The organism is Leisingera aquaemixtae (genome assembly GCF_006740765.1).
GTDB lineage: Bacteria > Pseudomonadota > Alphaproteobacteria > Rhodobacterales > Rhodobacteraceae > Leisingera > Leisingera aquaemixtae.
This window is the reverse complement of the sequence record NZ_CP041159.1, coordinates 217,178-230,748: the sequence shown is the minus strand read 5'-3', so window position 1 is coordinate 230,748 and position 13,571 is coordinate 217,178. Positions and strand designations below refer to the sequence as shown.

Sequence of the window (13,571 nt, the reverse complement as noted above, 5' to 3'; positions counted from 1 at the left end):
CCATGCCCCACGTCATCATAAAGCATTTTGCCGCCACCCTGACGGCGGAACAGCAGGCAACCCTCTGCGAAGCCATCACCCAGTCGGTCACTCAGACCTTTGGCTGCTCGCCGCACGCGGTATCCATCGCATTGCGTCCCGTGGCGCCCGAGGACTGGCACAGCAGCGTCTTTGTTCCAGACATCCAAACCCATCCGCAAGAATTGATCAAATCACCGGATTATTCGGCGGCTTAACCCCCGCGCACCTCCTCTTGAAAGGGCATTCCATGACCACACGCATAGCCAAAGCGTCACCAGCGTTACTGCTGTTCGCAATATTCCTGATCTCCCTGAACCTGCGTCCTGCAGTTGCTGCCATCGGCCCGCTGGTGTCGCAAATCCTGGGCGATACCGGTGTCAACTCCACTATCATCGGCTTCCTGACCATGATCCCGGTGTTTCTGATGGGCATTGGCGCCATCTACGTGCGCCAGCTGCGCGCGGCATTGGGGGAGCGCGGCGGCATCACGCTGGGCGCGCTGATCATCGCCCTCGCCTGCGCTGCCCGCCTGTGGCTGCCGACGGGTGCCGGCCTTCTTGTCACCGCCGCCGGGGCCGGGATCGGCATTGCCATTGTGCAATCGCTGATGCCGGGCTTCGCCAAGCGCAACTTCGGCGCGGCAACCGGCCGGGTGATCGGCCTCTACTCCACCGGGATCGTGGCCGGCGCCTCCATCGCGGCGGGCACAGCTGCAGGGCTTGCCTCTTCGCTGGACTGGGAAGGCACGCTGGCGGCCTGGAGCCTGCCTGCGGTCCTTGCAGTGCTGATCTGGGTCATCGCCGCGCGCAACGCCGACAGCGAGCGCACCGCGCCTGCCCCGGCGGCGGGCACCACGCCGCCGCAGTTCTGGCGCAATGCGCGCTGCTGGTCGCTGATGCTGTTTTTCGGCGTCGGCACCGGGGCGTTCATGCTCGTCATGGCCTGGATTCCGCCGTTCTATCTGGAGCAGGGTCTTGATCAAGGCGCTGCGGGCCTGCTGCTGTCCGCATTGACGGTGATCGAAGCCGTCACCGCCCTGGGCGTTGCAGCCTTCATCCACCACTTCCCGGACCGCCGCGGCCCGCTGGTCTTTGCACTGATCATGACAGCCCTGGGGTTTGGCGTGCTCTACACCGCTCCGATTGACATGTCGTTCCTGGCAATGGCGCTGCTGGGTGTCGGCATCGGCATCCTGTTCCCGCTGTCGATCATCGTGGCCATCGACCACGTTGATGATCCCACCACCGCAGGCAACTTCACCTCTTTCGTGCAGGGCGGCGGCTATATCCTGGCAAGCTTTGTGCCCTTGTTTGCCGGCGCCGTCCGGGATGCGATGTCGGACCTCAGCAACGTCTGGCTGGGGATGGCGGCAGGCTCGCTTCTGATGATCTTCCTTGCTGTTCGCTACTCTCCTGAAAGCTACAAGCGCTTCTCCACCATGCTGCGCAGCGTTTCCCTGGACCGCGGACTGCGCCCGGCCAGCTGACACCCGTTCCTCCCCAAGCAGGCTCTGTCCTGCCGCGCTATCCCTGTTGAAAGACGGGGATAGCATCCGTTTTGCCAATGCTGAGGCAAAGCCGTCCGGCGCCGCAAGGCCCGCTGATGGAAACATCAGGGGCAAGCTCTCCCCCCTTTCTTCTGAAGCTGGCCTCCGGCGGCGGAAGGGGGCGCAGCCGTCCGTTTAGGCACCCGAAACACGGCACAGAAAAAAGACCCGGCCTTCCCAGCCGGGTCCAGTTCGTGACGCAGAACGCCACATCAGGAAGACTTCCAGGTGTTTTCGTCAGCCCGTGCTGCGCGGGCTGTTTCGAATGTTCGTCTTGTTCACCCTGTTCTGGACTGCCCAAAGCAGCCCAGCGGCAGCGGACAAAAGCACCGGGTACAACAGCGCTGCGTCCTGCTGTGCCAGCAGCACAGCGACAGACCCCACCGCGACTAACGCCACCAGTTTTTCAAACAGGCTTGACGTCAGCGTCATCAGGCTTCCAGCCGCGACCGCGAAGAGGATGATGAAATTCTGACCGGCCAAGGACAGCATGTCTTCAATCGCCAGGATGTTGAAAAGATCCAGGCTGAGCACGGCCAGCAGAACCGCCACGACCAGAAACACGGCCTTCAGCGGGCGCCCGGTTTCGTCTGCGGAAAGATCCAGCGGGACGACGTTTTCCCGGGAAAGCGACAACAGCATCCGCGAAACGGCCCAGATCGCCCCCATCAGGTTTGCCACGATGATGACAACGGCCAGAACCGACATCAAAATGCCGCCCCAGACGCCAAGGTGATGCTGCATGATAGACGAGAACGCAGCCTCGTAATTGCTCTCGATCGGTGTGAAATGAACGATCACGGCCATGCTGAAGTAGAGCACCATAGCGGCCAGGAACGACAGGCCCATCGCCAGCGGAAAGTCTCTCTTGGGGTTTCTGAACTCCTCGGACGTTCCTGCGGAGACTTCCCAGCCCGTGAAGGCAAAGAAGATCATCATGAACGGGACGCTCAGCTGGGAAAATCCGATGGTTGGACCACTCAAGGCGCGGGCTTCACGCATTTCAGCTGTAATACCGGACAGGCCAACCGCGACAATCAGCAGGAGCGAGAACAGGATTGCCGAGGCAACCATGGCCGAAATCCTTGACGCCGCCTCCGGTGAAGCAAGTTGCGTTCCGGTCGCGATCAGCAGCAGGGCGATTGCCAGAATTGCAGGATCCGCCGGAACCAGAACGGACAGATAATGGCCGCCGGTGAGTGCGATAGCGGGCAGGCCGAAGGAAACCGCGCCAAGGAAGATGAAGGAGCTGGCGATATAGGCATATCTGCCAAACGCCTTCTGCGCGAAGGAGGACACACCTCCCGCATCGGGAAATCTTGCCCCCATGATGATGAAGACAGACAGAAGCGGCAGAGCCACAAGGGCGCACAAGGCCCAAACCCAGATCGCGTTCTCTGCGGCCTGCTGGTAGGCAAGCCCCGGCAAACTCAGAAGCCCTGCGCCGATGACGATGTTGAGCATCAGGCCCGCCCCTTTCAGCGGGCCCAGCGTCTTTTTGAGATCCGTCATCTTGCGAAATCCACATTGGCAAAGGAAATCAGGTACTGCACATCCCCGAAACTTGCTTTCGAACCGTGCCTGACCCCTTTCGGAAGCTCGATCACATCCCCGGATTTGCAGACGGCTTCGCCGCCTTCCCAGTAAAACAAGAGCTGCCCGTTCAGCACGACAATGGTCTCGTCGGTATCGTGCTGGTGCCAGGAATGCTCCTTGCCGGACTGGTCGTTCTGAACTTCGACGCAGCCCTGTTCCGGCATGCAGCGTTCAACAAGCCCTCTGAAGTCCGACAGATCAGCAGCGGCTGAATGAACGACGACGGATTTTCCAGGTGATGAAATCATGCCACCTTCTCCTCTTCATTTTGGTTTTTCTTGGTAAAGCTGTGAAACGGGCAGGTGGCCGCACGGTTCTCGTCATCCAGAAAATACTGCGCGAACTCGCGGTTGTCGGGGTCGCCGTACAAGCCCAGATCCTGCGACGGATTGATCAGGTCGTATTGCAGAATGCGGGAACGGATTTTGGAGGTGGCTTTCTCGGCGGTCTCCCGTGTGTCCAGAATCCCGTTGAACACCCACCGCGGCTGGAACGTCAGCATGAAGCTCGAAAAGCGCCGCGACTGCCGGTTGACATGCGCGGGCGTGTTGCAGACCACAAAGATCTGTTCGCCGCCGAAACACCACTCCCATCCCGCGCTGTCGATCTGCGCCGGGATGGTCTCGGGCCACTCTGTGTCATCGGTCTGGTGGATACCATCCAGGGTTGACCAGAAGCGCGCGCGGTAGTGCTCAAGGCTCTGGATCGGACCCGGACGCGACAGCACGAGCAGGGAGGTGTTTTTCCCGAACGATTTGGCGTCTTTCAGATAGCACTTCAGCGCTGCAGACACTTCGCCAGGGTCCATATTTTCAGAAAAGGCAAACCGCAGCTGATCCGCTTCGAAACCGGCGACGCCAAAGGTGCAGGGGAAGAGCCGGGAGCGAGACCTGAAATTGGTCGCCAGCTCGTTAAAAATCTTTTTCTGCCAGGTCGTTGCATCGAATGCGCTGTCAATTTCAACCCGACTGTAGATAATCTTGGTGGTCATAGACTGTCTCTCATATCTTTGCTTGGGCCTCGCGCAGGGCGGATAATCTCTGGTAGTTCGAGGCTTGCCTGTGATATGAACGCCCAGACTGTTCCCAGATAGATGCATATTGGGAAAAGACGTTTCAGTTTGGGCTTAGGCACAGTCAATTGCGCAGAAACTGTATGACCTATGGATGGATTTCAGAGAAAAGTTATTCGCCTTCTGAGCGAAAACAGCCGGGCCTCAGTCTCTGACATTGCCTCAGAGCTCGGCGCGTCGCGCAAGAAGGTCAAAGAGACGATCGACCGCCTGGTCGACAAGAAGATCATCAAACGGTTCACGATTGAGCTTGCGGAGGACGCGGAATTCACCTCGCAACCTTTCAGAGCAGTCTTCAATATCCGCCTGGTCGCGCCAAACTGCAGGCAGCTGTTTGCCGACTTGCAGAAGCACGACGAGATCCTAGGCGCGTGGAGCATCTCATCCTCCGATATCGACATGATGGTGCTTGTGGAGGCCAAGGATGTGGAAGCTGTTGAGAACGTGCGCAACAGTGTTGCGAGGCACCCGCTGGTTCAAACAATGTACACAAATTCGATCCTGACAACGTGGCGCGATCCGCGATCCAATTCGCGGCGCGACGTCGAGGCGGACGTCTGACGAACCCCTCAACGGCCGCTGTCGAGCAGACCGGCAGAAGGTTTTGCGTTGCGGCTGACAGTGGCAGTACAATTTCCGGCCATAGGGCGGCGCAATACCCAGTCATTTCAGGTGCGGCCGGCGCCTTGGCCCATCAGGACCCACCGAAGGGCCATTTCAAGAGCTGTCTTTGCGCTGTTTTGCCCTGCTTTGCGCCAGGCGGCAGGCACGCTTAGCCTCGCCAGGCACGGTCTGCTTGCCACAGGGGGTGCAGGATAGCCCCTGACCTGCCCCCCGCGAAATCCCTCACCATGATGTAGAGTCTGCCCAACCTATGTAGGAGCAGACGAATGCGTAAGAGCCGTTACACCGAGGCGCAAATCATCGGGATGATCAAAGAGCAGGAAGCCGGGATGCCGACGGCGGAGGTGTGCCGCCGGCATGGGCTGAGCCCGGCGACCTTTTACAAGCTGAAGTCCAAGTATGGCGGCATGGAGGTATCGGAGGCGGCGCGGCTGAAAGCGCTGGAAGATGAGAATGCCAAGCTGAAGCGGCTGCTGGCAGACACGATGCTCGACAACGTGGTTTTGAAAGACCTGCTGGGAAAAAGCTGACGACACCGAAAGAGCGGCGAGAGGCAGCGCTCAATGCAATGCGGGATCATGACATCTCGCAGCGCAGGGCCTGCCGGCTTGTCGGTGTCGACCCCAAGACGGTCCGGCGCGAACGCCCGCCGGACCATCCTGAGATCCGCCAGGAGATGAAGGAGATCGCTGGCAAACGCCGCCGGTTCGGCTACCGGCGGATCGGCGTGCTGCTTGAGCGAAAAGGCATGATCATGAACCACAAAAAGCTTTACCGCCTCTACCGGGAGGAGGGTCTTGCAGTGAAACGGCGGCGGGGCCGCAAACGCGCCCGGGGCTCGAGAACGCCGATGCCCGAAGCCACACAGCCCAACCAGCGCTGGTCCCTGGATTTCCTGGCAGACAGCTTCGGCGCGGCGCGGAAGTTTCGCATCCTGGCCGTGAATGACGACTGCTGCCGGGAAAACCTGTGCCTGGCGGCAGACACCAGCATTTCAGGAGAGCGCGTTGCCCGGGAGCTGGACGCGCTCGTCCGGATCTACGGAAAACCCGCTTGCATTGTCAGCGACAACGGGACGGAATTCACCAGCCAGGCAATCCTGAAATGGGCCGACAGGAACGGGGTGGATTGGCATTACATCGACCCCGGAAAACCGCAGCAGAATGCCTTTATCGAGTCATTCAACGGCAGCCTGCGGGACGAGCTTCTCAATGAAGAGCTGTTCGATACCCTGGACGATGCCCGCCGCAAGCTGGCGCTGTGGCGCTACGATTACAACAACGTCAGGCCGCATTCTTCGCTGGGGAACAGAACGCCAATGCAAGCGCGGCAGGCGCTTGAGCTATTTGAGGGCTCCGCGCCTGCCGCGCTTGCCAAGCCCGAGACCGACGATTACCAAAACCAAACCCGCAGACTCTCCTCATGAACGAGGGACCAGCGGGGGGCAGGTCACCCCCAAAGCGTGCAAGATTGTGCCTCATTGGCAGCAAAAAACTGTGAAGATGGCGATCCCTGAAGGACTCGAACCCTCAACCTGCTGATTAGAAGTCAGCTGCTCTATCCAGTTGAGCTAAGGGACCGCGTGGCGCCAGTTATGACAGGCTCGTGCCGGGGGTCAAGCCGCGGCGCGCAGGTCCAGGTGCATAAAGACCGACCAGGGATCTTCGCCATAGTCCGCAAACGGCCCGCATTGCACAAAGCCAAAGGATTCATACAGGCGGCGCGACGGCAGGTAGTCGTCCGTGGAGCCGGTTTCCAGATAGATTCCGGTGGCGTTTTCACGGCGGGCCAAGGCCAGCAGGAAATCCAGCATCGCCCGCCCTGCCCCGCTGCCGCGGGCCTCCGCCAGCGTGTGCATCGACTTCAGTTCCCGCGCGCCGCCGCCCAGGGATTTCAGCGCCCCCATGGCAACAGCCTGGCCGTCCCTGCGCGCCAGAAAAAACTGCACCCCGGGCTCTTCCAGCCCGCTGCCGTCAAGCGCATGGCAGCTGTCCTCCGGCGACTGCGCCGCCATTTGCGACAGATGCCGCCGGATCATCGCGGCGGCCTCCGGCTCTGCCGGGCTGGCCGGGCTGATTTCGATACCGGACACCGGAACGCTGGCGCCTTCCGGGCTAATTTGGTGCTGTGGGTCAGCCATTTCGCCTCAACATCTTGACCTGGATCATCGCAAGCAGACGGCGCAGCGCGCGCCAGCCTGACACGAACCCTATCCGCTGTTTACTATCGGGGAAAGAAATTTTCCCGGCGCTTAGCCGCTTAGAAACCGGACCGCCGCGCGGGGCCGCAATGGTCCGGAAAACCTGCGCATGAAACCCGAAAAGGCATCCGCCGCGGGCCTCAGGCCCGCTCTTGCAGGCTGATCTCCAGTTCCTGCATCACCGCGCCGGACCCGCCCGCCATCAGGCCGGTGATCCGCCCGGCCTCCAGCCCCAGCTCAACGGTGATTTCACTGGGGGACGCCGGCACCATGAAGTGGCCCTGCTCGATCATCAGCCTGGGCTTGCGAACGCCAAGATGATCATAAAGCGCGCAGGCCAGCGGCCCGGCGGCCATGCCGGTGGCCGACTCCTCAGCAATGCCATAGCGAGGCGCGAACATGCGCGTTGTGGCATCGGCAGCGGTTGCCGCGGGATCCGTTGTGAACACGTAAAACCCGATCAGATCCAGCGCCTCGCTGATCGCCTCGATCTGCGGCAGCCGGGGCCGGATGGCCGCCAGAACAGCGGCGTCCCTGACCGCCACCAGCACAAAACTGTTGCCGGTATTTGCAAGCACCGGGGCAAACCGCGGGTCCAGGCTGTCCTCGTCCAGACCAAGCGCGGCCAGCACATCCTCCGCCCGGACGCCGCGGTCTGCCCAATCGGCGGCCGCCTCATACCGCGGCGCCAGCTGCTCCATATAGGCCGCGCCATCGCGGATGATGATCTTGCGCGGGCCGTCGACGGTTTCCTTCGAGGTTTCCCCCTCCGCCACCCGGCCGAGTTCGGCCAGATAGCTGAAGGCTGCGATGGTCGCGTGGCCGCAATGGGCGATGCGCCGGGCCGGGGTAAAGAAATCCAGCTTGAAGCCTTCGCTGCGGGAGCGCGAGACAAAGGCGGTCTCCGACAGCCCGACCTTCTGCGCGATCTCAAGCATCTGCGCGCCGCTGAGGCCATCGGCGTCCAGAACAACCCCGGCCGGATTGCCGCCGGTTGCCTGCACGTGCGCGCCGGTGCCGCGGCGGGTGACAAAGCCATTGACGATACGGGCGGTGACGGATGCGGTATTGCGGGTCATGCTGCGAACTCCTTTTCATGAACTCTCATCAGCATGATCGAACTCTTGTGCCTGTTATACTGATATAACTATGATCAGTATTCATGAATGACCCTGACAGCCTTCTCCCCAGACTGCTGCAAAGCGCCCCCCTGCTGGAGGCCATTGCGGAAGAACAGAACTTCACCCGGGCTGCCCAGCGGCTGGGGGTGGAGCAATCCGCGGTCAGCCACCGGATCAAGGCGCTGGAGGCGGCCCTTGGGGTGCCCCTGTTCGACCGCACCACCCGCCGGATCACCCCGACGGAGGCCGGCCGCATCGTCTGCGGCGCGGCGCAGCAAAGCGGCGGGATCTGGCAAGCGGCGCTGTTGCGGCTGCAGGACCTCAAGACCAGCCGCAGCCTGCGGCTGTCGGTGCCGTCGTCGGTTGCCATGAAATGGATCGTGCCCGCCCTGCAGCGCGCGCAGGACAGCGGCCTGGATCTGCTGGTCGACGTGGATGACCGCCTGGCCGACCTGCACGCGGGCGAGGCCAAGGCCGCGATCCGCTATGGCATGGGCCCCTACCCCGGCCTGCATTCAGAGCCGCTGCTGCAGGCTATGCTGCTGCCGGTCTGCCGCCCGGGGTATCTGGGGCCGCAGGCCTTGCAAGACTATTGCCAGCAGCCCGGAGCGCGGCTGCTGGTCGACCGTTCCGGCGAAAGCGACGGCACCGGGTTCAGCTGGCAGGCCTATTTCACCGCCTGCGGCTGGGACTTCGGCTTTGAGCGGTCGATCAATCCCTTTGCCCGCGCCGACCTGGCCATTCAGGCCGCCATCAGCGGCATGGGCATTGCCCTGGGCCGCAGCCTGCTGGTGGAACATGACCTGGAGGCCGGGTTTCTGGAAGCCGCCGGTGCGCCGGTCAAATCCCGCGCCCGCTACTGGCTGGTCACCACACCGGCCAATGCCGCAACCGAGGGGTATCAGGCCTTGCGCGGCTGGCTGCAGGCCGAGATTGCAAAGATGCGCAAACAGCAGGCCGCCTTGTTCAAACTGCCGTAACGGCGCGCGCCCGCGGGCTGGTGCCAGGCGCTCAATCCGCCGCCTTGACCCAGCGGGCAATTTCCTCAGCCGCAGTCTCCAGGTGCTGGTCCTGCGTTAGCCCGGTCACCCTTTTGCGCGGCTTCAGGTCGTGGTCGCCGTCGCTCAGCCAGAAAAACGAGACCGCATCGGACAGGTCATAAGACGCGGCCTCCGCCTGGGTGCCGAACGGGTCGCGGGTGCCCTGGCAGATCAGCGCCGGGGTTTTCAGCCCGGCCAGATGCGCGGTCCTCAGCTGTTCGGGTTTGTTCGGCGGGTGAAACGGGTAGCCAAGGCAGACCAGGCCGCGGATCCGGTTCTGCGCCCAAAGATCATCTGCAATCAGGCTGGCAACCCGGCCGCCCATGGATTTGCCGCCGATGAACAGCGGACCGCCGCAGGCGAGCGCCTCGATGGCAGTGCGGAATTCCTCCTGCAGCAGCTCGATCTTCGGCGGCGGCCGCTTTGGCCCGCCGCTGCGCCGGCCCGCCATATAGGCAAACTCAAACCGGACAACCCGCAGCCCGCGGGCGGCAAGCGCCTCTGCCATCGCGGTCATGAAGGGCGTGTCCATCGCCGCCCCGGCCCCGTGGGCGAGCAGCAGCGTCGCGCCGCCCGGCGCATCACCGTTCAGCAGAAACTTGGGTTCAGACATCGCGCGCGCCCCCGCTGCCCCGAAGAAACAAGACCCACAGTCCCGGGCACCGGCCCAGCGCGTTTCCGCAGCCCGGCAGCCGCTTCAACTGCGGCGCTGGCCTCAGTGGGTCCAGGGGCCGCGGCGGTTGGTGGCGAAATTGTCGCCATAGCCGCCCGGGCGGATGTTGGGCTTGCGCTGCTTGGGCTCGACGACCAGCGCCTCGATGCCATGGTCCTTGGCATATTCCAGCGCCGCTTCCTTGCTGTCAAAGCGCAGCTTGACCTGGCTCTGGGTGTCGCTGGAGGAGGTCCAGCCCATCAGCGGATCCACCTCGCGGGCGCTGGCGGGCGCGAATTCCAGGACCCATCTCCGCGTCTTCGCCATGCCCGAGGTCATGGCATTGCGTGCTGGCCGGTAAATCCGCGCTTGCATGGGCTGTCTCCTGGTGTCTCAACCTGTGAATCTCGAAGTTGCGCATTTATGCGCCGGATATGCGGCTGCAGCAAGGGAGCAAATGCAGCGTATTTCGACGGTTTTGCCCTGCTGCCACAGGCGTTTGGCCGCATCAGGCCCTGATGCCCCCTTGAACAAGAACAAAAACAGACCAAAATCAGCGCGGTCCCAAACGGAGTCGCCCGATGCCCTATGCCCATTCCGACAAGTCCATGCCGATGATGACCCAGCGGGCGCCGCAGCAGCGGCCCAAGCTGGAGGGCGGCAAGCGGTTTGTCATGAACACCACCTTCGATCCGGCAGGCGACCAGCCGGCCGCGATCAAGGAACTGTCGCAGGGCGTCCTGGAGGGCGAGCGCAACCAGGTGCTCCTCGGCGCCACCGGCACCGGCAAGACCTTCACCATGGCCAAGGTGATCGAGGAGACCCAGCGCCCGGCGATCATCCTTGCCCCCAACAAGACGCTGGCGGCGCAATTGTACGGCGAATTCAAGGGCTTCTTCCCGGAGAACTCGGTCGAATACTTCGTCTCCTTCTACGACTACTACCAGCCGGAGGCCTATGTGCCGCGCTCCGACACCTATATCGAGAAGGAAAGCCAGATCAACGAGCAGATCGACCGGATGCGCCACTCCGCCACCCGTGCCCTGCTCGAACGCGATGACGTCATCATCATCGCGTCCGTGTCCTGCATCTACGGCATCGGCTCGGTCGAAACCTACTCCGCCATGACCCAGGACCTGAAAGCGGGCGAAATGTACGACCAGCGCCAGATCATGGCGGATCTGGTCGCCCAGCAGTACAAGCGCAACGACCAGGCCTTCCAGCGGGGCTCCTTCCGGGTCCGCGGCGACACGCTGGAAATCTTCCCCGCCCACCTGGAGGACCGCGCCTGGAAACTCTCCTTCTTTGGCGAGGAGCTGGAGCAGATCACCGAATTCGACCCGCTGACCGGCGAAAAGACCGGCAGCTTCGACCAGATCCGCATCTATGCGAATTCCCACTACGTGACGCCGAAGCCGACGCTGAATCAGGCCATCATCTCGATCAAGCAGGAGCTGAAGATGCGCCTCGACCAGCTGGTCGGCGAGGGCAAGCTGCTGGAAGCGCAGCGGCTGGAACAGCGCTGCAATTTCGACCTGGAGATGCTGGAGGCGACCGGCCATTGCAACGGGATCGAGAACTACTCCCGCTACCTGACGGGCCGCGCCCCCGGCGAGCCGCCCCCGACCCTGTTCGAATTCATCCCCGACAACGCCATCGTGTTCGCCGACGAATCCCACGTCTCCGTCCCCCAGATCGGCGGCATGTACAAGGGCGACCACCGGCGCAAGTTCACCCTCGCCGAACACGGCTTCCGCCTGCCCTCCTGCATGGACAACCGCCCGCTTAAGTTCGAGGAATGGGACGCCATGCGCCCGCAGTCGGTCTTCGTCTCCGCCACCCCGGCGGCGTGGGAATTGGAGCAGGCGGGCGGCGTCTTCACCGAACAGGTGATCCGCCCCACCGGTCTCTTGGACCCGCAGGTCGAAATCCGTCCGGTCTCGATGCAGGTGGATGACCTGCTGGATGAGGTGCGCAAGGTCACCGCCGACGGCTTCCGCACCCTTGTGACCACGCTGACCAAACGCATGGCAGAGGACCTGACCGAATACCTGCACGAACAGGGCATCAAGGTCCGCTACATGCACTCCGACATCGACACGCTGGAGCGGATCGAGATCCTGCGCGACCTGCGCCTTGGCGCCTTCGACGTGCTCATCGGCATCAACCTCCTGCGCGAGGGGCTCGACATCCCCGAATGCGGCCTCGTCGCCATTCTGGATGCGGACAAGGAGGGTTTCCTGCGCTCAGAGACCTCGCTGATCCAGACCATCGGCCGCGCCGCCCGCAACGCCGAGGGCCGCGTCATCATGTATGCCGACAAGATCACCGGCTCGATGGAGCGCGCCCTGGGCGAGACCAACCGCCGCCGGGAAAAGCAGATCGCCTACAACCTCGAACACGGAATCACGCCGGAGACGGTGAAGAAAAACGTCGAAGACGTGCTTGCCGGCCTCTACGAGGGCGACGTGGACATGAACCGCGTCACCGCCCAGATCGGCAAGCCGATGCACGGCGCCAACCTGGAGGCGCATCTGAACGGCCTGCGCGACGAGATGCGCAAGGCGGCGGAGAACCTGGAATTCGAGGAAGCCGCACGCCTGCGCGACGAGATCAAACGGCTGGAGGCGGTGGACCTCGCCATCTCCGACGACCCGCTGGCGCGGCAGTCGGCGGTGGAGGCCGCGTCCGAGGCCGCCGTCAAATCACGGGGGCGGTCAACGGCGGGCAAGGCGGGGACGCGGGCGTACCGGGGCAAATCGCAGAAGAAGTTTTCTTGATTCATTGGGGAGGGAAGAGCACCCTCCCCTCAATCAGGCAACCTTTCATCAGCTGACTGGGCAAATGCTCGCCTTTGAATCGGGAATTGTGTCCCAGCGTTTCCGCGAACTAAGTATTGATCCCCCAACAGCCAGTGGTACAAATTTGCATAGATATAATCCGGATGGATTTTCAAACCCGTTCCTCCAATTTGCCCTCGGCGATTTTGCAGGAACCCTGCTCTAATAGTTTCGAAATGATTGTCTGCATATCGAACTTGCCCAGCCACCATCGATACAGTGATTGCAGCCACTAAGTCTGCACATTGCAGAACTCGTGACAATCTAAATGGAATTGTCACAACATTCATAGCTAAGCTTTCGAAGTCAACGAAGCCCGTGCCATTTCTCCGAAGTTCCACGCAATCCGCCAACAATCTTTCCTCATCAGCGGGCCCTCCAGATGGCTTAGCTACGAACACCACACCATGCTCGTCACCCAAAAATGTGTCAAAGCGTTCAAGTGCGAGGTTCAATGCATCTGTCTCATGATCTTCGGCATTTTCCGTGGCGAATCGCCTTTCTGTTTCAACGACAGCAACCAGAAAGTTTGCCTCTGCTTGAAGACAAAGCTCCAAAGCTGCGTTCACAAATTGTGTTCGGTCGTTACCCTGTAAATTTTCGTACATCCAATCTGTACGGCGTGGAGACCACTTGAAAATTGCTCCATCAGGGAACCCGCTTTCCCTCATAAGTGCTTCTAAATTTGCCTCAAGTGTGCGTAGTGCTTCCGCATCGATTACTACTCCGCCAACACCAATTAGGTCGTTCATACCTTCGCGTGGGCATCGGCGTTGTTTAGTATCATCAAGAAAGAGGAATTTCATAAGCTTGGGCCTTATAATGGTTTTCCCAATGCGTAGCTTCGCTCCCGAAGACC

General features: G+C 61.7%; 14 protein-coding genes and 1 tRNA gene. 6 read left to right on the top strand and 9 right to left on the bottom strand.

Annotated elements, in window-relative coordinates; genetic code table 11:
• Positions 1 to 2: 2 nt before the first annotated feature.
• Both R2C4_RS02960 and R2C4_RS02955 read left to right on the top strand, forming a co-directional pair.
• Positions 3 to 236 (top strand): tautomerase family protein, encoded by a 234-nt coding sequence (locus tag R2C4_RS02960; RefSeq protein WP_141889527.1) that lies wholly within the window; start codon positions 3 to 5, stop codon positions 234 to 236.
• Positions 237 to 268: 32 nt separating this feature from the next.
• Positions 269 to 1,507 carry an MFS transporter gene (locus tag R2C4_RS02955; protein WP_141889526.1) on the top strand — a complete coding sequence of 413 codons (1,239 nt, stop codon included), beginning with the start codon at positions 269 to 271 and terminating at the stop codon, positions 1,505 to 1,507.
• A gap of 297 nt (positions 1,508 to 1,804) precedes the next feature.
• On the opposite strand, the gene R2C4_RS02950 is transcribed toward R2C4_RS02955, so the two are convergent.
• Genes R2C4_RS02950 through R2C4_RS02940 form a run of 3 tightly spaced genes read right to left on the bottom strand, consistent with a single transcriptional unit; the run spans position 1,805 to position 4,154 of the window.
• Entirely contained in the window at positions 1,805 to 3,079 is a 1,275-nt protein-coding gene (locus tag R2C4_RS02950; protein WP_141889525.1) for an APC family permease, read from the bottom strand.
• Complete coding sequence (locus tag R2C4_RS02945) at positions 3,076 to 3,411, bottom strand: cupin domain-containing protein (RefSeq protein WP_141889524.1); 336 nt, start codon at positions 3,409 to 3,411, stop codon at positions 3,076 to 3,078. The genes R2C4_RS02950 and R2C4_RS02945 overlap by 4 nt, the downstream gene beginning before the upstream one ends.
• Positions 3,408 to 4,154: a YqcI/YcgG family protein gene (locus tag R2C4_RS02940; protein WP_141889523.1), complete on the bottom strand. Its 747-nt coding sequence runs from the start codon at positions 4,152 to 4,154 to the stop codon at positions 3,408 to 3,410. The genes R2C4_RS02945 and R2C4_RS02940 overlap by 4 nt, the downstream gene beginning before the upstream one ends.
• 171 nt (positions 4,155 to 4,325) lie before the next feature.
• Between R2C4_RS02940 and R2C4_RS02935 the strand changes: the two genes are divergently transcribed.
• Entirely contained in the window at positions 4,326 to 4,796 is a 471-nt protein-coding gene (locus R2C4_RS02935; RefSeq protein WP_141889522.1) for an Lrp/AsnC family transcriptional regulator, read from the top strand.
• Positions 4,797 to 5,125: 329 nt separating this feature from the next.
• Positions 5,126 to 6,285 (top strand): IS3 family transposase gene (locus tag R2C4_RS02930; RefSeq protein WP_141889521.1). Its coding sequence is split into 2 segments (ribosomal slippage): positions 5,126 to 5,384 and positions 5,384 to 6,285, totalling 1,161 coding nucleotides; the frame shifts between segments, so codons are not numbered across the junction.
• 77 nt (positions 6,286 to 6,362) lie between these two features.
• On the opposite strand, the gene R2C4_RS02925 is transcribed toward R2C4_RS02930, so the two are convergent.
• The 3 genes from R2C4_RS02925 to R2C4_RS02915 form a co-directional block, all read right to left on the bottom strand.
• A tRNA-Arg gene (locus tag R2C4_RS02925) sits at positions 6,363 to 6,439 on the bottom strand.
• A 35-nt stretch (positions 6,440 to 6,474) separates the two neighbouring features.
• Positions 6,475 to 6,999 carry a GNAT family N-acetyltransferase gene (locus R2C4_RS02920; RefSeq protein ID WP_141889520.1) on the bottom strand — a complete coding sequence of 175 codons (525 nt, stop codon included), beginning with the start codon at positions 6,997 to 6,999 and terminating at the stop codon, positions 6,475 to 6,477.
• A 200-nt stretch (positions 7,000 to 7,199) separates the two neighbouring features.
• Positions 7,200 to 8,138 carry a PhzF family phenazine biosynthesis protein gene (locus R2C4_RS02915; protein WP_141889519.1) on the bottom strand — a complete coding sequence of 313 codons (939 nt, stop codon included), beginning with the start codon at positions 8,136 to 8,138 and terminating at the stop codon, positions 7,200 to 7,202.
• 83 nt (positions 8,139 to 8,221) lie between these two features.
• On the opposite strand from R2C4_RS02915, the gene R2C4_RS02910 reads away from it, so the two are divergent.
• On the top strand, positions 8,222 to 9,160 hold the full coding sequence (locus R2C4_RS02910; protein WP_141889518.1) for a LysR family transcriptional regulator: 939 nt from the start codon (positions 8,222 to 8,224) through the stop codon (positions 9,158 to 9,160).
• Between the two features lie 31 nt (positions 9,161 to 9,191).
• Here R2C4_RS02910 and R2C4_RS02905 read toward each other — a convergent pair whose 3' ends face one another.
• Together R2C4_RS02905 and R2C4_RS02900 are read right to left on the bottom strand one after the other, a co-directional pair.
• Entirely contained in the window at positions 9,192 to 9,833 is a 642-nt protein-coding gene (locus R2C4_RS02905; protein WP_141889517.1) for an alpha/beta family hydrolase, read from the bottom strand.
• A 102-nt stretch (positions 9,834 to 9,935) separates the two neighbouring features.
• On the bottom strand, positions 9,936 to 10,247 hold the full coding sequence (locus R2C4_RS02900; protein WP_058286387.1) for an ETC complex I subunit: 312 nt from the start codon (positions 10,245 to 10,247) through the stop codon (positions 9,936 to 9,938).
• Positions 10,248 to 10,453: 206 nt separating this feature from the next.
• Between R2C4_RS02900 and uvrB the strand changes: the two genes are divergently transcribed.
• Complete coding sequence (uvrB, locus tag R2C4_RS02895; protein WP_141889516.1) at positions 10,454 to 12,652, top strand: excinuclease ABC subunit UvrB; 2,199 nt, start codon at positions 10,454 to 10,456, stop codon at positions 12,650 to 12,652.
• A gap of 29 nt (positions 12,653 to 12,681) precedes the next feature.
• On the opposite strand, the gene R2C4_RS02890 is transcribed toward uvrB, so the two are convergent.
• Positions 12,682 to 13,518, bottom strand: coding sequence for a DUF3800 domain-containing protein (locus tag R2C4_RS02890; RefSeq protein ID WP_141889515.1), 837 nt, complete (start codon positions 13,516 to 13,518; stop codon positions 12,682 to 12,684).
• Between the last annotated feature and the right edge of the window lie 53 nt (positions 13,519 to 13,571).

What these genes read in the sequence shown, in the direction of transcription:
- R2C4_RS02960 (WP_141889527.1), top strand. Translation starts at nt 3, where the DNA reads ATGCCCCACGTCATCATAAAGCATTTTGCCGCCACCCTGACGGCGGAA.
- R2C4_RS02955 (WP_141889526.1), top strand. Translation starts at nt 269, where the DNA reads ATGACCACACGCATAGCCAAAGCGTCACCAGCGTTACTGCTGTTCGCA.
- R2C4_RS02950 (WP_141889525.1), bottom strand. Translation starts at nt 3,079, where the DNA reads ATGACGGATCTCAAAAAGACGCTGGGCCCGCTGAAAGGGGCGGGCCTG.
- R2C4_RS02945 (WP_141889524.1), bottom strand. Translation starts at nt 3,411, where the DNA reads ATGATTTCATCACCTGGAAAATCCGTCGTCGTTCATTCAGCCGCTGCT.
- R2C4_RS02940 (WP_141889523.1), bottom strand. Translation starts at nt 4,154, where the DNA reads ATGACCACCAAGATTATCTACAGTCGGGTTGAAATTGACAGCGCATTC.
- R2C4_RS02935 (WP_141889522.1), top strand. Translation starts at nt 4,326, where the DNA reads ATGGATGGATTTCAGAGAAAAGTTATTCGCCTTCTGAGCGAAAACAGC.
- R2C4_RS02920 (WP_141889520.1), bottom strand. Translation starts at nt 6,999, where the DNA reads ATGGCTGACCCACAGCACCAAATTAGCCCGGAAGGCGCCAGCGTTCCG.
- R2C4_RS02915 (WP_141889519.1), bottom strand. Translation starts at nt 8,138, where the DNA reads ATGACCCGCAATACCGCATCCGTCACCGCCCGTATCGTCAATGGCTTT.
- R2C4_RS02910 (WP_141889518.1), top strand. Translation starts at nt 8,222, where the DNA reads ATGAATGACCCTGACAGCCTTCTCCCCAGACTGCTGCAAAGCGCCCCC.
- R2C4_RS02905 (WP_141889517.1), bottom strand. Translation starts at nt 9,833, where the DNA reads ATGTCTGAACCCAAGTTTCTGCTGAACGGTGATGCGCCGGGCGGCGCG.
- R2C4_RS02900 (WP_058286387.1), bottom strand. Translation starts at nt 10,247, where the DNA reads ATGCAAGCGCGGATTTACCGGCCAGCACGCAATGCCATGACCTCGGGC.
- uvrB (WP_141889516.1), top strand. Translation starts at nt 10,454, where the DNA reads ATGCCCTATGCCCATTCCGACAAGTCCATGCCGATGATGACCCAGCGG.
- R2C4_RS02890 (WP_141889515.1), bottom strand. Translation starts at nt 13,518, where the DNA reads ATGAAATTCCTCTTTCTTGATGATACTAAACAACGCCGATGCCCACGC.